General features: G+C 64.8%; 20 protein-coding genes and 2 pseudogenes. 15 read left to right on the forward strand and 7 right to left on the reverse strand.

Annotated features, from left to right (window positions below; genetic code table 11):
* Positions 1-90: 90 nt before the first annotated feature.
* From PLD_RS10075 to PLD_RS10105, 7 genes are all read left to right on the forward strand, one after another.
* Positions 91-1,404 (forward strand): MFS transporter, encoded by a 1,314-nt coding sequence (locus PLD_RS10075; protein ID WP_159892199.1) that lies wholly within the window; start codon positions 91-93, stop codon positions 1,402-1,404.
* Positions 1,405-1,423: 19 nt separating this feature from the next.
* Complete coding sequence (locus PLD_RS10080; protein ID WP_159893468.1) at positions 1,424-2,653, forward strand: Zn-dependent hydrolase; 1,230 nt, start codon at positions 1,424-1,426, stop codon at positions 2,651-2,653.
* Between the two features lie 10 nt (positions 2,654-2,663).
* Positions 2,664-3,689 carry a histone deacetylase family protein gene (locus tag PLD_RS10085; protein ID WP_159892201.1) on the forward strand — a complete coding sequence of 342 codons (1,026 nt, stop codon included), beginning with the start codon at positions 2,664-2,666 and terminating at the stop codon, positions 3,687-3,689.
* Positions 3,690-4,037: 348 nt separating this feature from the next.
* Positions 4,038-5,942, forward strand: coding sequence for a sigma-54-dependent Fis family transcriptional regulator (locus tag PLD_RS10090; RefSeq protein ID WP_159892203.1), 1,905 nt, complete (start codon positions 4,038-4,040; stop codon positions 5,940-5,942).
* On the forward strand, positions 5,942-7,660 hold the full coding sequence (locus PLD_RS10095; protein WP_159892205.1) for an ABC transporter ATP-binding protein: 1,719 nt from the start codon (positions 5,942-5,944) through the stop codon (positions 7,658-7,660). Before PLD_RS10090 ends, PLD_RS10095 begins: the two co-directional genes overlap by 1 nt.
* A complete protein-coding gene (locus PLD_RS10100) occupies positions 7,650-8,333 on the forward strand; it encodes a S8 family serine peptidase (protein ID WP_159892207.1) in 684 nt (227 codons plus the stop codon). The genes PLD_RS10095 and PLD_RS10100 overlap by 11 nt, the downstream gene beginning before the upstream one ends.
* Positions 8,318-9,637, forward strand: a complete 1,320-nt coding sequence (locus PLD_RS10105) for an NAD(P)/FAD-dependent oxidoreductase (RefSeq protein WP_159892209.1) — start codon at positions 8,318-8,320, stop codon at positions 9,635-9,637. Before PLD_RS10100 ends, PLD_RS10105 begins: the two co-directional genes overlap by 16 nt.
* Positions 9,638-9,777: 140 nt before the next feature.
* On the opposite strand, the gene PLD_RS10110 is transcribed toward PLD_RS10105, so the two are convergent.
* The 3 genes from PLD_RS10110 to PLD_RS10120 all read right to left on the reverse strand — a co-directional run bounded on the left by PLD_RS10110 (position 9,778) and on the right by PLD_RS10120 (position 14,498).
* A complete protein-coding gene (locus PLD_RS10110) occupies positions 9,778-11,268 on the reverse strand; it encodes an aldehyde dehydrogenase (protein WP_159892211.1) in 1,491 nt (496 codons plus the stop codon).
* A gap of 630 nt (positions 11,269-11,898) precedes the next feature.
* The gene (locus PLD_RS10115; protein ID WP_159892213.1) at positions 11,899-12,564 is read right to left on the reverse strand and encodes an HAD family phosphatase; all 666 of its coding nucleotides are present in this window, start codon (positions 12,562-12,564) and stop codon (positions 11,899-11,901) included.
* Positions 12,565-12,845: 281 nt separating this feature from the next.
* Positions 12,846-14,498, reverse strand: coding sequence for a WG repeat-containing protein (locus PLD_RS10120; protein ID WP_159892215.1), 1,653 nt, complete (start codon positions 14,496-14,498; stop codon positions 12,846-12,848).
* A gap of 381 nt (positions 14,499-14,879) precedes the next feature.
* On the opposite strand from PLD_RS10120, the gene peaA reads away from it, so the two are divergent.
* The 4 genes from peaA to peaD all read left to right on the forward strand — a co-directional run bounded on the left by peaA (position 14,880) and on the right by peaD (position 19,440).
* On the forward strand, positions 14,880-16,460 hold the full coding sequence (gene peaA / locus PLD_RS10125) for a quinohemoprotein amine dehydrogenase subunit alpha (protein WP_159892217.1): 1,581 nt from the start codon (positions 14,880-14,882) through the stop codon (positions 16,458-16,460).
* A 79-nt stretch (positions 16,461-16,539) separates the two neighbouring features.
* A complete protein-coding gene (gene peaB / locus PLD_RS10130; protein ID WP_159892219.1) occupies positions 16,540-17,973 on the forward strand; it encodes a quinohemoprotein amine dehydrogenase maturation protein in 1,434 nt (477 codons plus the stop codon).
* 1 nt (position 17,974) lies between these two features.
* Positions 17,975-18,298 (forward strand): quinohemoprotein amine dehydrogenase subunit gamma, encoded by a 324-nt coding sequence (qhpC, locus tag PLD_RS10135; protein WP_102861784.1) that lies wholly within the window; start codon positions 17,975-17,977, stop codon positions 18,296-18,298.
* Positions 18,299-18,321: 23 nt separating this feature from the next.
* A complete protein-coding gene (gene peaD / locus PLD_RS10140; protein WP_159892221.1) occupies positions 18,322-19,440 on the forward strand; it encodes a quinohemoprotein amine dehydrogenase subunit beta in 1,119 nt (372 codons plus the stop codon).
* 94 nt (positions 19,441-19,534) lie between these two features.
* Here peaD and PLD_RS10145 read toward each other — a convergent pair whose 3' ends face one another.
* The 3 genes and pseudogenes from PLD_RS10145 to PLD_RS10150 all read right to left on the reverse strand — a co-directional run.
* On the reverse strand, positions 19,535-19,936 hold the full coding sequence (locus tag PLD_RS10145; RefSeq protein WP_159892223.1) for a lysozyme inhibitor LprI family protein: 402 nt from the start codon (positions 19,934-19,936) through the stop codon (positions 19,535-19,537).
* Positions 19,937-19,974: 38 nt separating this feature from the next.
* Positions 19,975-20,424, reverse strand: a complete 450-nt coding sequence (locus PLD_RS30650) for a GFA family protein (protein WP_306110125.1) — start codon at positions 20,422-20,424, stop codon at positions 19,975-19,977.
* Between the two features lie 51 nt (positions 20,425-20,475).
* Positions 20,476-21,297 (reverse strand): annotated as a pseudogene (locus tag PLD_RS10150) (ADP-ribosylglycohydrolase family protein); the annotation flags it as partial.
* Between the two features lie 128 nt (positions 21,298-21,425).
* Here PLD_RS10150 and PLD_RS30655 point away from each other — a divergent pair.
* The 3 genes and pseudogenes from PLD_RS30655 to PLD_RS10165 form a co-directional block, all read left to right on the forward strand.
* Positions 21,426-21,518, forward strand: a pseudogene (locus PLD_RS30655) (vanillate O-demethylase oxidoreductase VanB); the annotation flags it as partial.
* A 122-nt stretch (positions 21,519-21,640) separates the two neighbouring features.
* Positions 21,641-22,444, forward strand: coding sequence for an aminoglycoside phosphotransferase family protein (locus PLD_RS10160; RefSeq protein ID WP_159892227.1), 804 nt, complete (start codon positions 21,641-21,643; stop codon positions 22,442-22,444).
* A 363-nt stretch (positions 22,445-22,807) separates the two neighbouring features.
* On the forward strand, positions 22,808-23,152 hold the full coding sequence (locus PLD_RS10165; RefSeq protein ID WP_159892229.1) for a hypothetical protein: 345 nt from the start codon (positions 22,808-22,810) through the stop codon (positions 23,150-23,152).
* 20 nt (positions 23,153-23,172) lie between these two features.
* Here PLD_RS10165 and inhA read toward each other — a convergent pair whose 3' ends face one another.
* Complete coding sequence (gene inhA / locus PLD_RS10170; protein WP_159892231.1) at positions 23,173-23,862, reverse strand: isonitrile hydratase; 690 nt, start codon at positions 23,860-23,862, stop codon at positions 23,173-23,175.
* Between the two features lie 92 nt (positions 23,863-23,954).
* Between inhA and PLD_RS10175 the strand changes: the two genes are divergently transcribed.
* On the forward strand, positions 23,955-24,938 hold the full coding sequence (locus PLD_RS10175; protein WP_159892233.1) for a GlxA family transcriptional regulator: 984 nt from the start codon (positions 23,955-23,957) through the stop codon (positions 24,936-24,938).
* Positions 24,939-24,948: the final 10 nt, after the last annotated feature.

Genomic DNA, 24,948 nt, shown 5'->3' on the forward strand with positions numbered 1-24,948 from the left:
GAACCGATAAATCCTCCCCAGACAGACGCCTACAGAAGCGACTGCGGGTGACCCATTCTCCTGCCAGAAAAATAACCAAGGGAGCCAACCATGAAGCCTTCTGCTTCGCCGCAGCCACGCCGGGCTGCGGCCGCCGCCTTTATCGGCACCATGATCGAGTGGTACGACTTCTACATCTACGCCACCGCTGCGGCGCTGGTGTTCGGTGCCTTGTTCTTCCCCTCCGATGACAAGCTGTTCAGCACCATGGCCGCTTTCGGCACCTTCGCCGTGGGCTTCTTCGCCCGGCCGCTGGGGGGCATCATCTTCGGCCACATCGGCGACCGCATCGGCCGCAAGAAATCCCTGGTCATCACCCTGCTGATGATGGGTGTGGTCACGGTGTGCATCGGCCTGCTGCCGACTTATGCCCAGATCGGTGCCCTGGCCCCGGTGCTGCTGATTCTGCTGCGCATCGTCCAGGGCATTGCCGTGGGGGGGGAGTGGGGCGGCGCGGTGCTGATGGCCGGTGAACATGCGCCCAAGGGCCGGCGCAACTTCTTTGCCTCCTTCGCTCAACTGGGTAGCCCGGCGGGGCTGATCCTTTCACTGCTGGCCTTCAGCGCCGTGACCCGCTTGCCTGAGGAAGCACTGATGAGCTGGGGCTGGCGCCTGCCGTTCCTGGCCAGTGCGCTGTTGCTGCTGGTGGGCCTGGCGATTCGCCTCGGGGTCAACGAGTCGCCGGAGTTCCTCGTCAGTCGCGAGCAGGCGGCCAGAACCACCGTCAAGGCCCAGGCGCCAGTCGTGGAAGTGCTGCGCACCGCCTGGCGTCCGCTGCTGCTGTGCATTGGCGCCAACACCCTGGGGATCGCCGGGGTGTATTTCACCAACACCTTCATGATTGCCTACACCACGCAGGAACTGGCGATCTCCCGCTCGCTGATTCTTGACTGCCTGTTCGTGGTGGCGATCATCCAGTTCTGCATTCAGCCCCTGGCCGCCTGGACGGCTGAAAAAATCGGTGCCACGCGCTTTCTGTGCCTGGTGTCGCTGCTGGCCATGGCCTCGCCTTATCCGATGTTCGTGCTGGTGAGTTCGGCTCAGGCACCGCTGATCATCCTCGGCATTGCCCTGGCGGTGGTGTGCATGGCGTCCTTCTACGCGGTGATCGCCGGTTACGTCAGCGGCCTGTTCGACACCCGGGTGCGCTACACCGCAATCTCCCTGGCTTATCAGGTGTGCGGTGCCCTGGCCGGCGGTTTGACTCCGCTGATCGGCACCTGGCTGGCACACCAGTTCAGCGGCCAGTGGTGGCCGATGGCGCTGTTCTACAGCCTGATCGCCGGCGTCTCGCTGGTCTGCGTGCTGGCCTTGTCGCGCCGACACGCCCACGCCTATCGCCTTGAAACAGCCCCCAACGCTTGAGTGACCGGAGAACCTGATGATGTTGAAAATCAACGGCCAGCGCCTGTGGGCGAGCCTGATGGCCATGGCCGAAATTGGCGCCACCGCCCGTGGCGGCAGTTGCCGCCTGGCCCTGAGCGACGAAGACAAAGCGGGCCGCGACCTGTTTGTCCACTGGTGCACCGAGGCTGGTATGAGCCTGAGCGTCGACCCCATTGGCAATCTGTTTGCCCGGCGTCCCGGCAGCGACCCCGACGCTGCTCCGGTGATGATCGGCAGCCACCTCGACACCCAGCCCGAAGGCGGGCGCTTCGATGGCGTGTACGGCGTGCTGGCTGGACTGGAAGTGGTGCGTACCCTCAATGACCTGGGGATTCAAACCCGCAAGCCGCTGGACGTGGCGGTGTGGACCAACGAAGAGGGCGCGCGCTTTACCCCGGCGATGTTCGGCTCGGCGGTGTTCACCGGGGTCATGAGCCTGGACGCTGCCCTGGCGGTGCGCGACGCCGCGGGCATCAGCGTCGCCCAAGCCCTGCAGCAAAGTGGTTATGCCGGCCGCCGCCCCCTGGGTGGAGCGGTGGATGCGTATTTTGAAGCGCATATCGAACAGGGGCCGATCCTTGAGGACCACGCCAAGAGTATTGGCGTGGTCAGCGGGGGGCAGGCGATTTGCTGGCTCGACGTGCAGGTCGAAGGCCTGGCAGCCCACGCCGGCACCACGCCCATGCCGCTGCGCAAGGATGCCCTGTATGGCGCGGCGCAGATGATTCTCGCGGTGGAGCAGTTGGCGGCGGATTTTGCCCCCCAGGGCCTGACCACCGTGGGTGAGTTGCGCATCGCCAAGTCCTCGCGCAACACCATCCCCGGGTTGCTGGAGTTCACCGTCGACCTGCGCCATCACCAGGACTCACAGATCGCCAACATGGAGCTGCAGGTCCAGCAGCGCCTGCAAGCCATCGCCGAGGAGCGTGGGCTCAAGGTTTGTATCCGCCGCCATTGGGTCAGCCCGGCCACCCCTTTCGACGCCGACTGCGTGGCGGCGGTGCAACAGGCGGTGGACGGTCTTGGCTACTCTCAACAGTCCATCGTCAGCGGCGCCGGTCACGATGCCATCCTGCTGGCGCGCTATTGCCCGACGGCCATGGTGTTCATCCCCTGTGTCGGCGGGCTGAGCCACAACGAAGCCGAAGACGTGTTGCCCGAGGACGTGCGCCAGGGCGCCGATGTATTGCTCAATGCCGTGCTGGCCCGCGCCGGCCGGGTTGCCTGAGGAGAAGGTCATGCGTAGTTTTTTCCATCCCGAGCAGTTGCTTCACCATCCCTGCAGCTATTACTCCCGGGGGCAGATGCGCACGCCTCAGGAAGTCCCCGAGCGCGCCCAGCGCCTGGTACAGGCGGCGCATTCCCTGGGCTTTACGGTGTGCCAACCCGAAGACGCCGGCCTGCAACCGTTGCTGGCGGTACACGGTGCGCCGTACCTGAAATTCCTGGAGGAGGCTCATTCCGGCTGGAAGGATATTCCCGAGGACTGGGGCGATGAAGTCATGTCCAACATCTTCGTGCGCGAGCCCAACGCCCTGCGCGGGGTCCTTGCCCAGGCCGCGTGCTACCTGGCCGACGGCAGTTGCCCGGTAGGCGAAAAGACCTGGCGATCGGCCTACTGGTCGGCGCAGAGCGCCATCGCCGGGGCCCGTGCCTTGCTCGATGGCGAGCCCGCTGCCTATGCTCTGTGCCGCCCACCAGGGCATCACGCCCGGGCCGAAGCGGCGGGTGGTTTTTGCTATCTGAATAACGCGGCGATTGCCGCTCAGGTCCTGCGGGAAAAATTCGCCCGGGTCGCGGTACTGGATACCGACATGCACCACGGCCAGGGCATTCAGGAAATCTTCTACGAGCGTGACGACGTGTTTTACGTCTCGGTACATGGTGACCCCACCAACTTTTACCCCGGGGTCAGCGGTTTTGCCGAAGAGCGCGGCAGCGGCGCGGGAGAGGGCTACAACCTCAATCTGCCGATGGCACATGGCGCCAGCGAAGCGGACTTTCTCGCCCATCTGGAACAGGCCCTGGCTGCGGTGAAGGCATTCGGCGCCGAGGTGCTGGTGCTGTCCCTGGGGTTCGATATCTACGAGTTGGACCCGCAAAGCAAAGTCGCGGTGACCCGGGACGGCTTCGCCACCCTCGGCCAACGCATCCGCAGCCTGGGCCTGCCGTGCCTGATTGTCCAGGAAGGCGGCTATCACCTGGACAGCCTGGAAGACAATGCGCGGGCTTTCTTCGTCAACCCCGGCGTCTGGACACTGTAGCGGCACGCGGACAGCGCTCCGTTCCCCGCACCAAGGTGCACGCCGGCGCCTGACTCAAGCGGCTGATCCTTGGCCCGCGCGCTGAAAACGCGCGGGGGATTAGCGGGCATGGGGTACTTGCCATTTGCTTGACGTTAACGTCAAGATGATCGAGCGCCAGCGCGGGCTGGCGCGGGTTTTGCTTAATCCTGAATAAAAGGCTAAGCCATGCAGGGTCGCCCGATGAGCCGGGTAAAGTCCCTTTACTGCTCCTTGGACCCGGTGTAGACATTGACCACGGCTTGCGAGCTTCGCGCAATCCAAGGACGTGGCGCGGGACCTAGCGGGCGGACCGATTCGGAGCGCTTGATGACTCTTATAAAAACAATAAAGGGCGAGCAGCAACACGAAGCCCGGCTGGCCCGGGAACGGCTGCACTTGGAAGGCGAGATCCCCGATGGGGTCTTGCGTGCGGAAATCGATGCCTCATGGCGGCGCAGCCTCAGCCATGGCGTGCACTTTGGCAGCCAACACCCACTGACCCTGGAGTCGCGCGCCAGCCTTGAGGTGCTGCTGGCCAGCAATCGCTTGTTGCTGGACGCGGCGGCCCCGGCGATCGATTACCTGGCCCAGCACCAAGGCAAAGACGGCCTGATCATCCTGGCCAATGCCGACGCCACCATCCTGGCCATTGAAGGCCGCGCCGACCGGCTCAAAGACAGCGGGGTGCAGGACATCACCCTCGGCGCCTGCTGGAGCGAAGCCAGCCGTGGCACCAACGCCCTGGGCACAGCCCTGGTGGAAGCCCGGCCGACCCTGATCGACTGCGGTGAACACTACCTGGATCGCCTCAGCCATTTCTCCTGCACCTCGGTGCCCATCCAGTGCCCCCAGGGCGATATCCTCGGGGTCCTTGACCTGACCCGCGAAGGCCCGCTGGGGCGTGCCCAGGACAGCACCGCGTTGCTGGCCATGGCGGTCAGCCAGATCGAAGCACGGGTGTTCCACGCGTCGTACCCGGAGCAGATCGTCCTGGCTTTTCACCGTCGCCGGCAATACCTCGAATCGCCCTGGCAAGGCCTGCTGGCCCTGAGCCTGGGCGGGCAGATCCTCGCGGTCAGCGGCCAGGCCTGCCAGTTGCTCGACAGCCCGCGGGCGGCATTAGTAGGGCGGCGTTGTGAAGCGGTCCTCGGGCTCGACGGCGTGCAATTACTGGCCCGCCTGCAGCAAGGCGCCGTGGGCAGCCTGCAGACCGCCAAGGGCGAGTTGTTCTACAAGGCCCTGCGGGCGCCGCAGCTGTCGCTGAACCAGCACCGCCCGCCGCGCAGCACAGCCAAGACCACGGCCATGTCCCAAGACCTGGAGGCCCTGGCCGGTGGCAACAGTCGCTATGCGCGTGCGTTGCGCATGGCTCGCCAAGGCTTGGCCAATGGCCTGCCAGTATTGCTGCTGGGGGAAACCGGCACCGGCAAGGAAGTCCTGGCCCGGGCCCTGCATCGCGCCGGCAGCCGCGCCGAGAAACCCTTTGTCGCGGTTAACTGCGCGGCGATTCCCGAAGGGTTGATCGAGTCGGAGCTGTTTGGCTACCGCGAAGGCGCCTTCACCGGTTCACGCCGTGGCGGCATGATCGGGCGCCTGCAACAGGCCCACGGCGGCACCTTGTTCCTCGATGAAATCGGCGACATGCCCCTGGCCCTGCAAGCCCGTCTGCTGCGGGTGCTGCAGGACCGCAAGGTGGCACCCCTGGGCGCGGGCGAAGAGCAAGACATCGACATCGCGCTGATCTGCGCCACTCACCGCGATCTCAAGCAGCAAGTGCAGGACCAGGCCTTTCGCGAAGACTTGTTCTACCGGGTCAACGGTATCAGCGTGCTGCTGCCGGCCCTGCGTGAGCGCGAAGACCTGCCGAGCCTGATGGGCAGCCTGCTGAGCAAGCTTGGCGGCGCCGACGTGGTGATCGCCGAAGACCTGCGCCGACTGCTGGCGCACTACCACTGGCCGGGCAACATCCGCCAGTTGGAGATGGTTCTGCGCACCGCGTTGGCCCTGCGCGAAGAGGGCGAAACCCACATTGGCCTGGAACACTTGCCAGACAGCATGCTCGACGACCTCAACGCCAGTGACCGGCCACAGTCCGGGAGCATTCGCGAGAACGAACTGGAGCTGATCCGCACAGCGCTGGACAACCATCAGGGCAATGTCTCGGCGGCAGCTGATGCCCTGGGCATTAGCCGCGCGACCTTGTACCGCAAGCTCAAACAGTTGCGCGCCTGATGCGGCGCCTGATCAGCCGGCTGGTGGACAGCCGCGATCCCCAGGCGCTGAGCGCGGCCCTGGGCTGGCTCTACGGTTTTGTGCGGCCCCATCGGCTGGCCATCGCCGGCTTGCTCGGGCTGTCGGTGTGCGCCTCGTTGCTGGTGCTGGTGCAACCCTGGCTGACCAAGCTGCTGATCGACGACGGCCTGTTGGCCCGGGACTTCTCCAAACTGGTGTTGATCGCCGGCTTGATGATCCTTGCCGGGCTGCTGGGCACTGTACTCTCTGGGGTCAATCGCTACCTGCATACGCGCCTGTCCGGGCGCATTCTGTTCGCCCTGCGCGATGACCTCTATCGCCATCTGCAACGGTTGTCGCCGAGCTTCTACGGGCAAAGGCGGATCGGCGACCTGATGTCGCGCCTGGATGGCGATGTGGCAGAGATTCAGCGCTTTGCCGTGGACTCGTTGTTCTCTGCGGTGTCCAGCGTGATCGCTCTTGTCGTCGCCCTGGCCATGCTCCTGACCCTGTCCTGGCAACTCTCGCTGCTGGCGCTGGTGTTGATTCCCCTGGATGTGCTCTGGCTGCGCTGGATGCGGCGCAAGGTGGAGCGCGATGTTCGCCAGTTGCGCGAGCGTTCGGCGGACATGTCCTCGTTCATGGTGGAAACCCTGCCGGTGATGAAGTTCATCCAGAGCGCCGGCCAGCAGCAACGAGAGGCTCAGCGCCTGGATCGCCTCGGCCAGGGCTACATGAGCCAGTTGCTCAAGCTGCAGGTCACCGAGTTCTTCACCCAGGCGGTGCCCGGCACCCTGACCTCATTGTCCCGGGCCTGCGCCTTCCTGATCGGCGGTTACTGGGTGGTGCAGGGCACCTGGCAATTGGGGGCGCTGATCGCGTTTTCCACTTATCTGGGCATGGCCGTCGGGCCGGTGCAGAGCCTGTTGGGGTTGTATGTGGCGATCCAGCGCATGACCGTGAGCCTGGGCCGGGTCATGGAACTGCGCGGCGAGGCACCGGGCATCAGCGCCCCCTTAGCGCCGTTGCCGGTGCCGGACAACGGCGAGCTGCATTTCAACGCGGTGCACTTCAGTCATCCGGGGCGCGGTTCGACCCTCAAGGGCATCGAAGCGCGGATTCCCTACGGCCTCAAGGTGGCCCTCAGCGGTACCTCGGGGGCCGGCAAAAGCACCCTGATCGACCTCTTGCAGCGTCACCATGATCCCCAGTCCGGGCAGGTGCTGCTGGGGGGGCTGGACCTGCGTGAGCTGGACCTTGGGCAACTGCGCCGCAAGGTGGCGGTGGTCAGCCAGGACATCGTGCTGTTTCGCGGCAGCCTGGCTGACAACCTGGCCTACAGCGTGCCCGCTGCCAGCCGTGAGGCTGTGGCCGAAGTGGCGCGGCTGGCGCAACTGCAGAGCCTGATCGAGTCCTTGCCCGAGGGCCTGGACAGCCCCCTGGGCGAGCGCGGACAGCAGTTGTCCGGTGGGCAGAAACAACGCATCGCCATCGCCCGCGCATTGCTCCAGGACCCGATGATCCTGGTGCTGGACGAAGCCACCTCGGCGGTGGACGAGGCCACCGAGCGCGAGGTGATCGAGGCCATCGATCGATTGTTTGCCGGGCGCACGCGGATCCTCATCAGCCACCGGCCTTCGACCCTGGCCGACGCTGACCTGCGTTTGCAATTGCAGGATGGGGTGCTGAGCACGCTGGGGGTGACCCATGAAGCCTGAGGTGCGGATCGGCGTGATCGACAGCGGACATGGGGCGCATCAACGAGTGGTGGCCGGCCGGCGGTTCTTTCTGCAAGGCGAGGGGCTGGGCGAGGGCCCATTAAAGCCGGACGCCCTCGGCCATGGCCGCGCGATCATCGAGGCCATCGCTCAGCGCGCGCCGACCGCAGGGCTCTATCTGGCCCAGGTGTTCGATCAACGCGGGGTGACCAGCGCCGCGCAAGTCAGTGCCGCCCTGTATTGGCTGCTGGAGCGAGATGTGCGCCTGATCAACCTCAGTCTTGGCCTGCGTCAGGATCGGCCATCGCTGCGCGCCGCCTGCGCCGAGGCGGTGGCGCGCGGCGTGCTGCTTTGTGCTTCCAGCCCAGCCCAGGGCGAGCCAGTGTTTCCCGCCAGCTACCCCGGCGTGTTGCGGATCACCGGTGATGCACGCTGTAGTGCTGAGCAGTGGTCCTGGCTGGACAGCACGCAAGCGGACTTCGCCGCTTGCGTGCGCGGCAGCCGCCCGGGACCGTCCGGGGCCAGCCTGGGTTGCGCGGCCTTGAGCGGGCACATCGCGGCTTACTTGCTGACAGAGCCAGCGTCCAGCAATCAGCAACTGCGCCAGTGGCTGCAAGCGCAGGCTCATTACCACGGGCCTGAACGCCGAGAACTGCCATGCAAGCCATCCTGATCCTGGGGGCGGGGCCGGCCGGGGCTGCGGTGGCTCTGGGGCTGCGCCGTCTCGGTTACCCGGTGACGCTGATCAGCGATTGGCGGCGTTTTGCGGCGCTGGAGGGCGTCTCGCTGCGGGTGCTGGAGGCCTTGCGCGGTGCCGGACTGGAGTCGGCGCTGGCCCAGGCCCTGCAACCCTCCCAGCGTCGGGTGGCGTGGAACGGCGAGGAGCATGCGCAGAACATCGAATACCTGCTGGACCGCCCGGCGTTCGACCGTGGCCTGCGCGACGCCTTGCGTCAGGCCGGGGTGACGCTGATCGAGGGGCGAGTCCTGGCTGTGCAGTCCACGGCGCTCGGGCACCGGGTCCAGGTTGAGGGCGCAGGGGCGCTGTCCGCCGCGTTTTTGGTCGAGGCCCGGGGGCGTCAGGCGCCGGCGCTGGACAAGGCGTTACGCCAGGACCTGGCTCAAGGACTGCGCGGCCCGGAAACCATCAGCCTGCTGAACCGCTGGCAGGGGCTGCGCGGCACTGCCGCCAGCGCGGTGCACAGCCTGGAGGACGGTTGGGCCTGGATGGCCCGGCGCGCCGACGGCCAGTGCTACTGGCAGTTGACCCTGGACGTAGCCAGCGCCCGCCTCCCGGGCAAGGCGCAGTTGTTGGACTACTGTCGCCAGCGCCGCCAGGCATCCGACCTGGCCACGGCGTTCTTTGCCGGGGCTGCGGAACAGGATCTGCACCTGCACGCCCGTAGCAGCACGGCGATTCTCTGCCCCCAGGTGTGCGGCGCTAACTGGCTGCGGGTCGGGGATGCGGCCATGGCGGTGGACCCGCTGTCTGGCAATGGCATCTTCCAGTCCCTGTCCTCGGCCCTGCAGGCACCGGCGGTGATCAACACCCTGTTGCAGCGTCCGGAGCGCACGGCCCTGGCCGGGCGCTTTCATCAGCAACGGGTGGAGCAACTGTTCCTGCGTTTTGCCCGCATCGGCCGGGACTTCTACGCCGATGAGCAACGCTGGCCCGAGCAACCGTTCTGGCAGGCCCGCCGGTATTGGCCGGACCAGCAGCCGGCGCACGCGGCCGTGGACTTTGCAACCCTGCGTATCGAGCTCGCCCCGGTACTGCGCGATGGCCTGGTGGAAGAGGCCGAAGTGGTGATCACCCCGGAGCAGCCCCTGGGTATCTGGCATGTGCAGGGCGTGGAGCTGGCTCCGTTGTTGCGCCGCTTGCAGCACCAGCCCCCGCCTCAGGCCCTGGCGGACCTGAGCCCGGAGCAGGGGCGGGTGGTGCGGGGCTGGTTGCTGGCCCAGGGCTATCGACCTTAGGGGGCTTTCGCCGGCAAGTCGGTGCCTACGCGGATGCCTATCCCGTAGGCGCGAGCTTGCTCGCGAATCGCCCGCGACCATCCCGCACCGTCATCCCAGGCGTCAGCCGAAAGGCCACGGGCGTTCGCCCTGGCCGCGGATCAGAGCTTGATCAGCACCGATTTCAGCTCGGTGTAGTGCTCGATGGCCGCGTGGCCCATTTCCCGGCCGAGCCCGGACATCTTGTAGCCGCCAAACGGCAGTGCCGGGTCCAGGGCGCTGTGGCAGTTGACCCACACCGAGCCGGACTTGATTTTCGGAATCATCCGGTGCACCGCCGCCAGGTCGTTGGACCAGATGCTCGCGCCCAGGCCGTAGGGGCTGTCGTTGGCCAGGCGTAGGGCGTCGGCTTCATCGTCGAAGGGAATCGCCACCAGCACCGGGCCGAAGATTTCTTCCTGAACCAGCGCATGCTGCTGGTCGACATCGGCGATCACCGTCGGCTGGACGAAATACCCCGGGCCGAACTGTTCGCCGCCGCAGGCAATGGTGGCGCCGCTGTCCCGGCCCATCTCGATGTAGCGGTAGACCCGTTCTTGTTGGCGGGCGGAAATCAGCGGGCCCATGTCGACGCTGCTGTCCAGGCCATTGCCCAGCTTCATGGCGTTGGCGATACCGGCAATGTCGGCCACCACGTTGTCAAAATGCTTGCGCTGTACGTACAGCCGCGAGCCGGCGCAGCAGACCTGACCCTGGTTGAAGAAGATCGCGCTGGCGGCCCCAGCGGCGGCGCTGGCCAGCTCGGCGTCGGCCATGACGATGGTCGGCGATTTGCCCCCCAGCTCCAGGGTGACCCGGGTCATGGAGTCCATGGCGATCTTGCCGATTTCCTGGCCTACGGCGGTGGAGCCGGTGAAGGTCAGTTTGTCCACCAACCGGTTGTGGGTCAGGGCGCTGCCGGCGGTGATGCCGGTGCCGGTGACCACGTTGAACACGCCGTCGGGGTAGCCGGCTTCCTGCACCAGTTCCGCCAGTTTCAACGCACTGAGCGGGGTTTCGTCCGCCGGCTTGAGCACCAGGGTGCAACCGGTGGCCAGGGCCGGCCCGAGCTTCCAGCAGGCCAGCAGCAAGGGGAAGTTCCAGGCGACGATGGCACCGACCACGCCCACTGCTTCGCGACGGATGAAGCTGTGGAACTGATCGTCGGGCATCAGCGGCAGCGAGACCTCGACGCTGGCGCCTTCGATCTTGGTCGCCCAGCCGGCCATGTAGCGCAAAAAATCGATGGACAATTGCACGTCCATGGCCTGGGCCACAGCGGCGCTCTTGCCATTGTTCAGGCATTCCAGCTGGGCCAGCAGTTCGGCGTCGCGCTGCATCAGGTCGGCGAGTTTCCACAGCAGGTTCTGCCGCTCCCGGGGGCGGGTGCGGGTCCAGGGCGAGTCGTCGAAAGCCTGGCGCGCTGCCAGCACTGCGCGATCGACATCATCCACCGTGGCTCGGGGCACCAGGCACAACTGTTCGCCGGTGGCGGGGTTGCGCAGGGGCATGGTCTGGCCATCGGCGGCCTCGACCCAGTGGGCGCCGATCAACATGCGCGGGGCGCGCTGGATAAACGCCGTGGTAGCGGCGAGCAGTGGGGCAATAGCCATGGCGAAGCCTCTTGTTGTAGGTGAGGCAGGGTCTTTCGCAATGGCTATGCCAGGTTGGCAAGCACGGGATGCTCCCCGGTTTTGTGGGGCTTGTGGGGCGGGTCGGCTTCGATCCGGCGACGGATTTTCGCAAACTGCGACAGCCGGTGAGAATTCAGAGACGCCCAGGCTCGTCCCGCACGGCAAGACACTCAGGCAAAAAAAGGCCCGCAACAAGGCGGGCCAAATGGGATTCGTTAAGGAGTTGTGATCAATTTAAAGGGGGTGAGGTGAAAGCACCGTGAAAAAGAAGTCGTGTCGATGAAAAAAGCGCATCGGTGTCTATCCACGTCTCATCGAGTTTTAGGATCTGTCCGATAGGACTGCCTGGAGCGCCCACGTATATTCGCTCCTGCTCGCCCAGCCAAAGGGGGTACTTCGGCTTAGGTGCCACTGCCGAAGTGATGGGCGAGCACTTTTTCCTGCTTCTCGTTTCCCACCTGCTGTTTCCAGCTATTGCTCCTCACCTGCAGTTTCCGCCCTGATTGGCCTGCGCCAACCGTCCCGCTGCACGCTCCAGCGACATTCCTTTCAAGACCTGATCCATGCTCAGTGCTTTCATGGGCGCCCGGCTTCGTGGCGGCGCGCCCTTCAGGCCAGGTTGAGGCGGCGGTGAATCTCGGCCCACAGCTGCGGGTCGTCGAAGTCCTGAATCACCCGATGGGCGCCGGCACTCAGCAGAGTCTCTGGTTGCTGGCTGGTGGCCAGGGCGAAGGTATAGATGCCGGCGTTGACTGCCGCGCTGAGACCTGGAACCGAGTCCTCGAACGCCAGGGAATGCTCGGCCCTGGCTTGCAGGCATTCCAGGCCGCTGAGGTAGGGCAGAGGATCGGGCTTGGCCCGGGGCAGTTCCTCGGCCACCAGGACCGTCTGGAAACGCTCCTCAAGGCCCAGCACCTTGAGCATGTGCTCGGCGTTGGCCCGTGGGGCGTTGGTCACCACACACACGCCAATGCCATGCTCGGCGGCAAAATCCAGCAGTCGCAGCAGGCCGGGCATGGGCTTGAGTTGGGGGGACAATTGACGAAAACGCTCTTCCTTGCGTTCGGCGAAGGCCTCATGTTCCGCCACGCTGCGCTCGGGGAACAGGTAGCGGCACAGGTTGGCGTTGGCCTGGCCGCTGACGTGAGCGGCGAACTCTTGCTCGCTGAACACCCGGCCTTCTTCTTCCCGCAGCAGCTGTTGCAGGGCCAGCAGGTGCAGGGCGTCGGTATCGGTCAGGGTGCCGTCGAGGTCGAAAAGCAGAGCGTTGAGCATGGAACAGTTCCTGTCGGGCCCCATCCGGGCCGGTTGGCTGAATCGATCAAGTCCGCATCCTGGGGGCTGTACGAAGACTCGCCGAGCAAAGATCAGGCAAGGCAAAAACAGGCGAGGAAGCGGAGTTTAGGGGGCCTAAATGAGCATTCCGATCGGACTCGCGCACGAGCCTGCTTCTGCGTAGTGCCGAAGGCGTTTAGCGCAGTCTGATCGAAGCGCAGGTAGTTTTCGTACAGAGCCTAACAGGCTTGATCTCAATCGTGAGCGGTTTGCCAAGGGGCTTAGCCCTGAGCGTTGTCGCCTTCGCCTTGCTCTTCTTCGTCCGGTTGCGAGCAGTACGCTTGCGGGTTGGCCGGCCACAGCACTTTGTCCTTGCCGTCACGCACCTGCTCGGCACCGCAGTCCACTTGGCTGACCTGGAAGCTCGGGGTGCCGTCCAGACGGTACAGCGCCTTGAGGCTGCGGGTCTGGTCATCTCCCTGGCCCTCCACGGCATAGCCGAAGATAGCGCCGCGGGCCAGGTCCACCACCAGCTCCTGCCATCGGCTGGCGATCAGGCGCTTGCCCTTAAGGTCGTACAAGGCCGAGGTCGCCAGGGGCGAAGTGTCGTCAGTGGCCAGCAAGTAATGGCCGCTGGCATCCAGCTGGATGTCGACGTACTGGCCCGGTTCCAGCAGCACCTTGCCGCTGGCGTCCATCAGGCCTACGGTGCGCACTTGTGTGGCTTGGCCGAACAGGGTGGCCTGCTTGGTTGGGCTGTTGGCGGTGCTGAAGACGAACAGGTCGGCGTTGATTGCACCGATCTGGGCATAGGTGGGCTTGAACAGCTCAACGCCTTTGTCCACATCGAAGATGCCGAACGTGGCGCTGAACACGTTTTGCAGCACCGCGACCTGGTTCAGCCCCGATACCTGTTTGAACATCCCCTGGGGGTTGAAGCCTGCCGGGTCCGCCGAGTCATAGACCGGTTGCACCTTCCACTGGCCCTGGCGATCGATCAGCCCGGCCTTGCCGGAGTTGCCGTCGGCATTCTTGGCGGTGACCAGCGCGCCCTGCTTGCCGAACACCTGGCAGGTGCCGAACTGCGCCTGGATCACGGTCTTGCCCTGGAAGTCCATGTAGCCGCAGGGGCTGTCGTATTGTTCGCGGAAGGCCACCAGGCCGTCACCCGGCTCGCCCATCCAGTTGTAGGTGGCGGCGCTGATCAACTGGGCCTTGGCATCGGCCAGGGCCTTGCCCTGTTCGGTGCTGACCACCAGATGCTGGTTGGCGAAGTAGTCGATGCTGTCGAAGTCGATCTTTTTCTGCTCGCCGGTCTTGAGGTTCAGCGCCCACTTGTCGCTGCCACGCTCGGCGATCATCCACCAGCCGCGTTTGGCGAAATCGTCGCGGACCATGCTGCTGTCGAACACCGCTTCAGTGATCACCTGCCCGGCGGCGCTGAGAATGCCGCGCTTGCCACCGATCTCGTAGACGATGAAATCGTCGTTGCCGCCCACGTACAGATCGTCGAAGCGCGGCGGCTGAATCTGCTTGCCGCTCTGGTCGATGATCCCCAGCTTGCCGTCCTGGCCGAAGCCGAAGAGGCCGGGGGTCAGCAGACGCAGGTCATCGGTAAAGTCGGCCTTGACGACTTGCTTGCCATCGGCACTGGCCAGGTTCCAGGTGCCGTCCTTGGCGAACAGGAAGTTCTTTTCCAGGGGCATGGCGACCACGGCGTCGTAGTCATTGTCGGCGCTGACCAGCACCGCACCGTTCTGGTCCAGCACGGCGCATTCGCCATTGGCGCAGATCGGCATGACCATGGCCGCCGGAGCCGGGGCCGGCGCGAGGGTGGCGGTCTTGGGACTGGAGTCTTCCTTGCATCCGACCAGGGTCAGAGCAGACAACGAGAGGATCAGCGAGCCGAGACGGGCACAGGCGCTTCTATCCATGAACTTCAGGTTCCTTGTGAATGAGGGGGGAGTGCAGAGCGCCTCGAAACTCGGGGCTGGCAAAGCGCGGGTGATTCTGCGGTGGCGCCGGATAAATGCAAGATCCAATTGCAAAGAAAACCACAGGTACAGCGCTAAACCCTGTCTCAGACTGAGACGTTTGTCGCGAAATTGTACGGCGGGTAACACCCATCAGCCCGATGGCGCCCCGGGCATCTGTCTAAGTCATTGATCGGGCGCTGGTTTGTAAGCTGGCACGCTCCGTGTATTGCATAGCTTCAGACGTTTCTCTTGCCTCCATGACCGGTGTCGCCGGGCATGGCAGAAACCATAAAAACGACTCACTAAAAATAAGAAAGCACCGTGGGAGGTTCGACCCTGATGAAGAGAAAACTCCGCCTGAGGCTGAGCGCCAGCCTGCTGGCCATTGCCACCTGTAGCGCCTTGCATGCCCCTTCAAGTTTTGCCGCGCGTGATGCACAGAGCATCCTCAAGGAAACCTGCCAGGGGTGTCACACCCCTGAGGCCGGGAGTGCCCTGAGCCGCATCAGTCACCAGCGCAAGACCCCGGAAGGCTGGCTGATGAGCATTGCCCGCATGCAGACCATGCACGGGCTGCAAATCAGCGATGACGACCGCCGCACCCTGGTCAAGTACCTGGCCGACACTCAGGGGCTGGCCCCCAGCGAGACGGACGGCGTGCGCTACGCCCTGGAGCGGCGCTTGAACACCGTCGAGCACTTCGACGAGCCGACCAGCCAGATGTGTGCCCGCTGCCACTCTGGGGCGCGGATCGCCCTGCAGCGTCGCCCGGCCGAGGAATGGGAGCGACTGGTGCACTTTCACCTCGGCCAGTGGCCGTCCCTGGAGTACCAGGCGCTGTCCCGCGACCGTGAGTGGTTCCCGACCGCCCTCAAGGACATGGTGCCCTTGCTGGCCAAGCGTTATCCCCTCGATAGCCCGGCCTGGAAGGCCTGGCAACAGGCCCGTCCGCACGCGGCGGCGCTGGCCGGCGACTGGAGCTTCAGTGGCCACCTGCCGGGCAAGGGCGAGCTGGCTGGAATCATGAGCGTCAGCGCTGGGGAGGGCGATCAGTTCAAGGTCAGCGTCAAGGGCCAGTACGCCGACGGCAGCCCGTTCAACGGCCAAGGCAGCGCGATTCTTTACAACGGCTATGAATGGCGCGGCAACGTCACGGTGGACGGCGTGGTCATGCGCCAGGTGCTGGCGGCCCAGGGCAATGCCCTGCAAGGACGGATGTTCGAGGCCGAGCACGACGAGCGCGGCCTGGATTTCATCGCCGCCAAGCATGGCAGCAGCCGGCTGCTGGCGGTGCAGCCGGGTTACCTGAAGGCCGGCGAGGAGGCCGAAGTGACCCTGGTGGGCGCCGGCCTTGCGGGCACTCCGAGCTTCGGCAAGGGCGTCGAGGTGGTGCAGGTGCTGGAGCAAAGCCCCGAGCGTATCCGTCTTAAGCTCAAGGCCGCGGCGACGGCCCAGCCGGGGCCGCGTGAAGTCAGTGTCGGCCATCTCAAGGGCGCGACGCTGGCGGTGTACAACCGCATCGCCGAGGTCAAGGTGGTGCCGGCGTTCTCCGTGGCGCGGGTCGGTGACGGCGGCGGTTCGACACCCAAGGTCCAGGGGCGTTTCGATGCCGAAGCCTGGGGCCAGGGCGCCGATGGCAAGGCCTATCGCATCGGCGTGATGCCGGCGCGGTGGAAGGTCGAACCCTTCGACGAGCAGGCGGCCAAGGACGAGGACGTCAAGTTCGCCGGCCGCATGCAGGCCGACAGCGGCGTGTTCATTCCGGGCGATGCCGGGCCCAACCCGCAACGCAAGATGTCCACCAACAACGCCGGCAACCTCAAGGTGATCGCCGCCGTGGATGATGCGGGCCAGTCCCTGACTGGCGAGGGCCAACTGATCGTCACCGTGCAACGCTGGAACAATCCACCCATTCCCTGAGGATCGTCGAGCGACAGCGACAGACACTTTCAGGCAATGACCGCAGGCTCCGAAAGCGGGGTCTGCACAGGAGGTTGTAATGGGCGCAATTTTGAATCTGGTGGAGCGCAACCTGCATGAAGTGCAGGTCGACGCCGACCGTATGCTGTTCCATATCCCCAGCAGTTCGCTGTTCGCCAGCGATGCCTTGACCGGCAGCATCATCGATGCCTTGCGTGGGCCCGGCTGTACCCCGGAAGACTTGATCCAACAATTGGCCGGCGCCTACGACAGCACCGACGTCAGCGACACCCTGCGCGAGCTGATGGCCCTGGAACTGGTCAGCGACGGCTCGCTCCTGACCCCGGAAATCGGCGTCAAGCGGGTCGAGCGCACCGCGATCAATACCGTGGTGCTCAACGTCAACACTGGCTGCAACCTGAGCTGCACCTACTGCTACAAGGAAGACCTGGACAAGCCCTCGGCGGGCAAGAAGATGGGCCTGGACACGGCCATTGCCTCGGTGGAAATGCTGTTGCAGGAGTCCCCCGACGAAGAGCGCTACACCGTGGTGTTCTTCGGCGGCGAGCCGCTGAGCAACCGGCCGCTGATCGAGGCCATGGTGGACTACTGCGAACAGCGTTTTGCCGCCGCTGGCAAGTTCGTCGAGTTCGTCATGACCACCAACGCCACCTTGCTCACCGAAGAAATAATCGACTACCTCAACGCCCACCGTTTCGGGCTGTCGGTGAGCATCGACGGGCCCAAGACCGTGCACGACCGTAACCGCATCACCGTGGGCGGGCAGGGCACCTATGACGTGGTGCGGCGCAAGGCGCAGATGCTGCTTTCGCGCTACCACAGCCGCCCAGTGGGGGCGCGTGTGACCCTGACCACCGGCGTCACCGATGTCGAGACGATCTGGGATCACCTGTTCAACGAGCTGGGGTTTGCCGAGGTGGGATTCGCCCCGGTGACCTCGGGCGACATCAGCAGCTTCAACCTCAGCAGCGAGGAGTTGATCGAAGTCTTCGCCAGCATGAAACGCCTGGGGCGACGTTACCTGGACGCGGCGCTGGAGCACCGCAACATCGGTTTCTCCAACCTGCACCAGCTGATCACCGACATCCACGAAGGCCACAAGAAGGCACTGCCCTGCGGCGCCGGGCTGAAGATGCTGGCGGTGGACCACAAGGGCGAACTGAACCTGTGCCACCGCTTCACCGGTTCATCCTTGCCGACCTTCGGCAACGTGCATGACGGCGGGGTCAAGCAGGTGGAACTCAACGACTTCCTGTCCCAACGCTTGGACCGTACCCACACCGGTTGCGACAGCTGCCGCATCCGCAATCTGTGCTCCGGGGGCTGCTACCACGAGAGCTACGCCCGCTACGGCGACCCGGCGCACCCGACCTATCACTATTGCGAACTGATGCGTGACTGGGTGGATTTCGGCATCGAAGTCTACAGCCGGATCATGGCGCACAACCCTGCGTTCATCAGTACTTACATCACTCCGCGCAAGGCCCACTGACATGAAACATCTCAAGCCGATCAATAACAAAGCTCAGAAACTGACCGAGGCTGCGGCCCAGGACCGGATCGAAGACGTGCTGGCGATGAACTCCGTGGCCGGTTGCGCGTCCACCACCGACCCGGGCTGGGAAATCGACGCCTTTGGCGGCGTCTCGTCGCTGTGCCAGCCGATGGAGGCCGACCTCTACGGCTGCTCCGACCCGTGCTGGTGGCCGGCCCAGGTGCCGGACATGATGAGCACCTACCCCGACTGGAACAAGGACGCCCAGGCCTCCAACGACAACTGGCGCAACCTCGGCACCGTCTTCCCCAAAGACAAGTAACCGGACAGCACAAGGATTCCAGCATGCGAGCTATCACAGTGTGCGGCCTGGCCGCCGGCGCGGTTCTCAGCGCCTGTTCTTTCACCGCCCTGGCCGACGAGGGCCTGGCGCTCAACAGTGGCCACGAATACATGGTGACCACCAATTACCCGAACAACCTGCATGTGATCGACCTGGCCAGCGACCGCCTGTACAAGACCTGCAAGATGCCCGACGCCTTCGGCCCCGGCACCGTGCAGCTGTCGCCGGACCGCAAGATCGCCTACGTGTTGAACAACCACTACGCGGATGTCTACGGCGTCGAGCTCGACAGCTGCAAGCAGGTGTTCCACGCCAGCATCACCCAGCACCCGGGAGAGAAGGCGCGCTCGATGTTCGCCTTCACCGTCAGCCACGACGGCAAGGAGCTGTACACCGTGGCCAACCCGACCTTGCTGCTCAATGACCGCTACGAGGTCAAGGAGCCGCGGCTGGATGTCTACGCCACCGATGCCGGGCTCGACGCCAAGCCTGTGCGCAGCTTCCCCGCGCCGCGTCAGTTGACCATCATGCAGAGCGGTGACGACGGCACCCTGTATGTGGCCGGGCCGGATGTTTACAAGGTCGACGTCAATACCGGACAGTTCACCGTGCTGATTCCCAGTCGTCACTGGAAACGCCCGAACTACAGCGCTCCGGATGTGCTTTATGTGTGGAACCAGCAGACCTATCGGCATGATTTCTCGCTGCTCTACACCACCGCGAAATTCAAGGACAAGCAGCAGGACCCGGCCACCGCCGAACCGCTTTACGGGCTGTTCAGCGTCGACCTTGCGACGGGCAAGACCGAGACCACCGACTTCGGCCCGCTGACCGAAATCTACTTCAGCGGCATGCGTTCGCCCAAGGACCCGAACCTGATGTTCGGCGTGCTCAACCGCCTGGCCAAGTACGACATCAAGCAGAAGAAGCTGCTCCAGGCCGCAACCCTGGAACACTCTTACTACTGCATGTCGTTCAACCGGGCGGGGAGCAAGATCTACCTGTCGGGGACCTTCAAAGACGTGGCGATCTTCGACGCCGACAGCATGCAGCAGGTTGGCAAGATCACCTTGCCCGGTGGCGACATGGCCATCACCACCGCGCAGGTTTTCGTGCGCTGACTCCGTCTTGGAGCCGGCTGGCCGGCGAAGATGCCCACACACCGTGCAGCGTCCTCGCCGGCGCCTTGGCCAGCCCGCTCCTACCGTCCGGCAGCTATAACCCTGGCACCGGGCAGCTCAAATCTCCTTCTTCGCACTTCAGGTAGGTCCTGAAGTGCTCTACCCGTGCCAGGGTCAAGGCTGTGGTGCAGTGGCTGTAGACCAGCGGATAAACGCTGCCGCCCTCTACCCCGGAAGCGGAGAAGGCGCATTCGGCATCGCGAAACGCCACCCAGGCGCGCTGAGCGCTGACCAGCAGCTTCTTGGTGTGCGGCTGGTCTTTCAGGCGCTGGTTGATCTGTTGGTACAGGTTGTTCAGCTCCTTGTCGGCGGCCTTGTTCTGGACCCCGGCGCACTGGTTCATGTCGGTCTGGGTGGTGGCGTTGTCGCACTCATCGGCCTGAGCCAGCGGGGTGAACAGGAGTGGCGCAAGGGCCAGGAACAGAATCGGACGCATGGCAAGTCTCGCAATCGGTCTATGGGGGCAAAGGCAGTCTAGCCGCGGCTGGGTTGCCACTCGGGCCAGCGCTCCAGCGCTTCGTCGGTCAGCCAGGGCACATCGTGGGAGGTCCAGATATGCACCTGTGGCGTCTGCCCCGGATCATCGTCCAGGGTCGCCACCCGCAGGATCACATGGGGCTGGCCCGGGCGCTCGGCTAGCAAATGAGAACCGCAGACCGAGCAGAAGTGCCGCAGCTTGCCCGGGGACGATTCAAACGTGCTCAGCAGCTTCTGGCCCTGGGTCCATTGGAAGTGTTCGCGCATGACCCCGGCAGTGGAGGCGAACGCTGCCGCATGGGCCTTGCGGCAGGTCTGGCAATGACAGTGACCGATGGGCAGGTCCAGGCGCTCGACCTGGTATTGCACGGCCTTGCATAGGCAACTGCCGTTGAGGGGGCGGGCCGGTTGTTGGCGCTGGGCGGCCTGCAGCAATTGATCGGCCATGGTTTGGATCTCCTCGGCCATGTGCAGGCAGGCCAGCCAGTGCGGCGGTATTCCCTGAACCCCATAAAAGGCTCCGGCCAGTTGGCCGACGATGGCCGCGGTGGTGTCGGCGTCATCTCCCAGGTTGGCGGCGGCGAGTACCGCGTCGGCGTAGCTGTCGCTGTGCTGGAAGCACCACAGCGCGGCCTCCAGGGAGTCGACGCAATAGCCGTTGCCACGGATCTCGTCGCGGGTTTTCTCCAGGTAGCGGCCTTGGGCCAGGGCGGCGACCTTGGGTGCGCTGAAACCTGCCTCATCGAGCTGGCGCAGTTCGGGCTTGCTGGCGCCGCTCAAGGCCTTGGCCAGCAACCCGGCCAACAGTTGGCAGCATTCGACCGCTTCGATGGCGCCGTGGGTGGTGCGCGAGCTGGCCCCGGCAAACTCGCGGACCTGCGCCAGATCGGGGTAATGAAACAGCACCACCGGCGCCAGGCGCATCAATGAGCCGTTGCCGGCGGTCTGCGGGTCGGTGGAACCGGCGAAGGGTTGGCCATGTTCCTGGAAATCGCTCAAGGCCTGGCGCACGGTCATGCCGATATCAAAGCATTCGCCGGTGGCGCTCAAGTAGCCCCATTGCCACCAATTGAGGTAACGGCCCATTTGATCGGCCGCATCGAAGCCGTCCTTGCGCAGCAGGCTTTCGCCCAGGCACAGGGCCATGGAGGTGTCATCGGTCCACTGTCCGGCCTTGAGGTTGAAGGGGCCGCCGCCGAGCAGGTCGGTGACCGGCGCGAAGCTGCCTCGGGGCTTGAATTCGACGCTGGTGCCGACGGCATCGCCACAGGCCAGGCCCAGCAGGCTGCCGCGATAGCGGTCGATCAGGGAGAGGGACACGGCAGATCCTTTGCAGAGATGTTGGTGCCGGCGACAGTAGCATTTTTCGTTCCCGGCGATCAGTCCGGCGTCCGGCCAGACAAAGGTTGTGCTGGACTCACAGAAGTCTAGGTCTGTACGAAAACCCGCCGAGCGAGCGTCGGCTCAAGGCTTTTCGCATGAGCAGCCGGGGCTGGGACGAGCAGATGAGCAACATCGAGAACCTCCAGCAGCAGGGCTGAAGCACAGCAGCGTTAAGCCGCAAGTGGCGGGTTGCAGATCAGGCCGTGCAGCTTGAAACTTGTTGCTTGTTGCTTGTTGCTTGTTGCTTGTTGCTTGTTGCTTGTTGCCTGGAACCGCTCCCTTGTTTGAAACCTATGTAAACCGTTGGCGCCTGGCGCCGGATGGCGACCCTATCGTCACGCCGGGCAGCCGCCTGTTGCCGGTGCGTCTGCAAGACGGCGCACCGGCCATGCTGAAGATCGCCCTGGATGAACACGAGCAGGGCGGCAACCGGCTGATGGCCTGGTGGGCCGGGGAGGGGGCGGCGCGGGTTTATGCCCAGGAGGACGATGGGCTGCTGATGGAGCGCGCCATGGGCACGGGGTCATTGATGCGCATGGCCTTGGCCGGCCAGCACGATGACGTCAGTCATATTGTCTGCGCCACGCTGCAAAAGCTGCACCGGCCAAGGGCTCAACCCCAGCCATCACTGGTGCCGCTGGAGCGCTGGTTTACCGACTTGCGTGAGGTGGCGGCGCAGCAGGGCGGGTTGTTCCTGCGCTGCCTGGCGCAAGCCGAACGACTGCTGGCCACGCCCCGGGAACCGGTGGTGCTGCATGGCGATGTGCACCACGACAATGTGCTGGATTTCGCCGAGGGCGGCTGGCGGGTGATCGACCCCAAGCGGGTCCACGGCGAACGTACCTTCGATTTTGCCAACCTGATCTGCAACCCGGACTTGCCCAGTGCCACCGACCCGGCGCGCTTTGCCCGCCAGGTGCAGGTGATTGCCGGGGCCGCACAACTGGAGCCGCGCCGCCTGGTGCAATGGGTGCTGGCCTTCAGTGGTCTGTCCGCCGCCTGGTTTCTTCAGGACGGTCATCGGCCCGGGGCGCAGCATCAGCTCAAACTCGCGGAGTTGGCCGCCCAGGCCCTGGCGTCTTGAACTAGGGGTTTGCGTAAGTGCGCTATAGCGAATGTCCTACACGCGCTGTAATTCAATGCGCCTTCTGCGCACCCGGCTTTGTGTTTAATCTTCTTTCCCACAACTGCAGCGCAGGACGCGCTCAGGATCAGGGAAGGTCGACCATTAGCACGGATGCTGCAGACAGGAAGTCATAATGGTCTTGGAAAAAACCCGCTTCGGCGGGTTTTTTTTGGCCTGTCGACAACAGCCAGGGCGGGTTGTCGCCGGCGCTACGTGGATCACCGTGAGGGCGTCCTGGGGCGCATGGAGTGGATCCGTCTGGGCGGGCCCGGTGCTTTCGGGCAACGGCCGGTTTGCTACTTGGAACAGTGAAATATGGCCATGAAAGGTTTTGCCTTTGTCGCGCTTCTGAGCGCCGTTGTAGGTTTTGTTCTGCCCCGCAAGACAACGGGGCGCGTGGGCAACCGGACGCGCTGGCTTTTGGCGCTGAGCGTCGCGACGCTGCCAGCGCTGGGGCTGGGCGCTGCTTCGTCTTGCACGGGGGCCAATTGTCCGACTTTGCTGGATATGTTCGGTGGCCTGGTGGCGATGTTTGTCGGGCTCAATGTGTTGGGGGCGCTGTGGCTGATTGCCCAGAAAATTCACTCGATCTGGCGACGTTGGCGTGATCCACAGGCTCCTGTTCCGACACAGCTGACGGACTCGCAGGAGCCTCCCAGCCCGTGAGCCGAGAGGCTGGATCAGCGCTATCGAGCCAGATGCAGGCGCTGCGCCGCTCTCAGGGTGACCTCCCGGCGTGTGTGCAGTGACTCCGCCACCCGGTTGCGTGCTTCCTGCACCACGCTGGCGGGGGCAGTGTCCGGGCTGCCAGCGTCGAACGGCGGCGCCGGGGCGTATTCCAGTTGCAGTTGCACCCGCTGCGCGGTGGCGGCGTCGAACAGTTCGGCGGCCAGGGTCAGGGCGAAGTCGATGCCGGCGGTAATGCCGCCGCCGGTCAACAGGTTGCCGTCACGCACCACCCGCTCGCGCACCGGGATCGCCCCCAGGGGCGCCAGCAGTTCGTGGTAGGCCCAGTGGGTGGTGGCGCGCTTGCCCTGAAGCAGGCCGGCAGCGCCAAGCACCAGGGAGCCGGTGCACACCGAGGTCACATACCGCGCCCGGGCCGCTTGCCGACGGATGAACGCCAGGGTCTGGGGATCTTCCATCAAGGGCCCGACACCGGCGCCCCCGGGAATGCAGAGCACGTCCAGGGACGGGCAGTCGGCAAAGCCGGTGGTGGCCTGCAGCACCATGCCAGAGCTGGCGATCACCGGCCCGGTTTGCTTCCAGAGCAAGTGCAGCTGTACGTCGGGCAGCGATGCCAGCACGTCGTGAGGACCGGTCAGGTCCAGTTGTTGAACCTCTGGAAACAACAGAAAACCTATCTGTAACGCCATGGCCTGTTCCTTGTGTCGATGAAGTGGACGGCTTGACTCTAGCGCTCTAGGCTTTGGCGTATTCGCCAACCTACCCTCGATTTACGCCAATCATGTCCACTGCGCCGAAAAACGTATTTGTCCTGGCATTCGCCAATAACCAGTTGCTGGATGTCACCGGCCCGTTGCAGGTGTTTGCCTCGGCCAATGACCGGGCCCGTGGCCTGGGCTTGCCCTTGCCCTACAACCCCAGGGTCATTGCCAACCCGGGCGGGGCGACCCTGAGCTCATCGGGGCTGGCGCTGCTGGCCGATGCCCTGCCGGCGCCGGAGGTGGCCTGCGACACCTTGATCATTGCCGGCGGTTGGGGCGTCTACGAGGCGGCTCGGGACCCGCAACTGGTGGCCTGGGTCGCCCAGCGCGCGGCGACCTCGCGACGCGTGGCCTCGGTCTGCACCGGGGCCTTTGTGCTGGCAGCCAGCGGCTGGCTGGACGGGCGTCGGGTGGTGACCCACTGGACCCGCTGCGAGCAGTTGGCCGAGCAATACCCGCAACTGCAGGTGGAGCCCAATCCGATTTTCATCAACGATGGCCCGGTGTGGACCTCGGCCGGGGTCACCGCCGGTATCGACCTGGCCCTGGCCCTGGTGGAGGCCGACCTGGGCCGCGAGGCGGCGCTGGAGGTGGCCCGGCAACTGGTGGTGTTTCTCAAGCGTCCGGGCGGCCAGTCGCAGTTCAGCGTGACCCTGTCGCTGCAAAACCAGGGCGGGCGTTTCGATGGGCTGCACGCCTGGATTGCCGAGAATCTCAGCCGCGAACTGACCCTGCCGATCCTGGCCCGGCAGGCGGGCATGAGCGAGCGCAGCTTCGTTCGTCACTACCGCGCCGACACCGGCCAGACCCCGGCCCGGGCGATCGAGCAGATCCGCGTGGAAAGCGCCCGGCGCCTGCTGGCCGACACCGGCCTGCCGATCAAGCGCATCGCCGCCCAATGCGGTTTTGGCAGTGAAGAAACCCTGCGTCGCAGCCTGCTGCGGGCCCTGGGGGTGACGCCCCAGGCCTACCGCGAACGTTTCGCCGCCACCGAGCACACTTGAGCCCGGGGCG

The organism is Pseudomonas sp. LD120 (genome assembly GCF_009861525.1).
Taxonomy (GTDB): Bacteria; Pseudomonadota; Gammaproteobacteria; order Pseudomonadales; family Pseudomonadaceae; genus Aquipseudomonas.

What these genes read in the sequence shown, in the direction of transcription:
- PLD_RS10075 (WP_159892199.1), top strand. Translation starts at nt 91, where the DNA reads ATGAAGCCTTCTGCTTCGCCGCAGCCACGCCGGGCTGCGGCCGCCGCC.
- PLD_RS10080 (WP_159893468.1), top strand. Translation starts at nt 1,424, where the DNA reads ATGTTGAAAATCAACGGCCAGCGCCTGTGGGCGAGCCTGATGGCCATG.
- PLD_RS10085 (WP_159892201.1), top strand. Translation starts at nt 2,664, where the DNA reads ATGCGTAGTTTTTTCCATCCCGAGCAGTTGCTTCACCATCCCTGCAGC.
- PLD_RS10090 (WP_159892203.1), top strand. Translation starts at nt 4,038, where the DNA reads ATGACTCTTATAAAAACAATAAAGGGCGAGCAGCAACACGAAGCCCGG.
- PLD_RS10095 (WP_159892205.1), top strand. Translation starts at nt 5,942, where the DNA reads ATGCGGCGCCTGATCAGCCGGCTGGTGGACAGCCGCGATCCCCAGGCG.
- PLD_RS10100 (WP_159892207.1), top strand. Translation starts at nt 7,650, where the DNA reads ATGAAGCCTGAGGTGCGGATCGGCGTGATCGACAGCGGACATGGGGCG.
- PLD_RS10105 (WP_159892209.1), top strand. Translation starts at nt 8,318, where the DNA reads ATGCAAGCCATCCTGATCCTGGGGGCGGGGCCGGCCGGGGCTGCGGTG.
- PLD_RS10110 (WP_159892211.1), bottom strand. Translation starts at nt 11,268, where the DNA reads ATGGCTATTGCCCCACTGCTCGCCGCTACCACGGCGTTTATCCAGCGC.
- PLD_RS10115 (WP_159892213.1), bottom strand. Translation starts at nt 12,564, where the DNA reads ATGCTCAACGCTCTGCTTTTCGACCTCGACGGCACCCTGACCGATACC.
- PLD_RS10120 (WP_159892215.1), bottom strand. Translation starts at nt 14,498, where the DNA reads ATGGATAGAAGCGCCTGTGCCCGTCTCGGCTCGCTGATCCTCTCGTTG.
- peaA (WP_159892217.1), top strand. Translation starts at nt 14,880, where the DNA reads ATGAAGAGAAAACTCCGCCTGAGGCTGAGCGCCAGCCTGCTGGCCATT.
- peaB (WP_159892219.1), top strand. Translation starts at nt 16,540, where the DNA reads ATGGGCGCAATTTTGAATCTGGTGGAGCGCAACCTGCATGAAGTGCAG.
- qhpC (WP_102861784.1), top strand. Translation starts at nt 17,975, where the DNA reads ATGAAACATCTCAAGCCGATCAATAACAAAGCTCAGAAACTGACCGAG.
- peaD (WP_159892221.1), top strand. Translation starts at nt 18,322, where the DNA reads ATGCGAGCTATCACAGTGTGCGGCCTGGCCGCCGGCGCGGTTCTCAGC.
- PLD_RS10145 (WP_159892223.1), bottom strand. Translation starts at nt 19,936, where the DNA reads ATGCGTCCGATTCTGTTCCTGGCCCTTGCGCCACTCCTGTTCACCCCG.
- PLD_RS30650 (WP_306110125.1), bottom strand. Translation starts at nt 20,424, where the DNA reads ATGGCCGATCAATTGCTGCAGGCCGCCCAGCGCCAACAACCGGCCCGC.
- PLD_RS10165 (WP_159892229.1), top strand. Translation starts at nt 22,808, where the DNA reads ATGAAAGGTTTTGCCTTTGTCGCGCTTCTGAGCGCCGTTGTAGGTTTT.
- inhA (WP_159892231.1), bottom strand. Translation starts at nt 23,862, where the DNA reads ATGGCGTTACAGATAGGTTTTCTGTTGTTTCCAGAGGTTCAACAACTG.
- PLD_RS10175 (WP_159892233.1), top strand. Translation starts at nt 23,955, where the DNA reads ATGTCCACTGCGCCGAAAAACGTATTTGTCCTGGCATTCGCCAATAAC.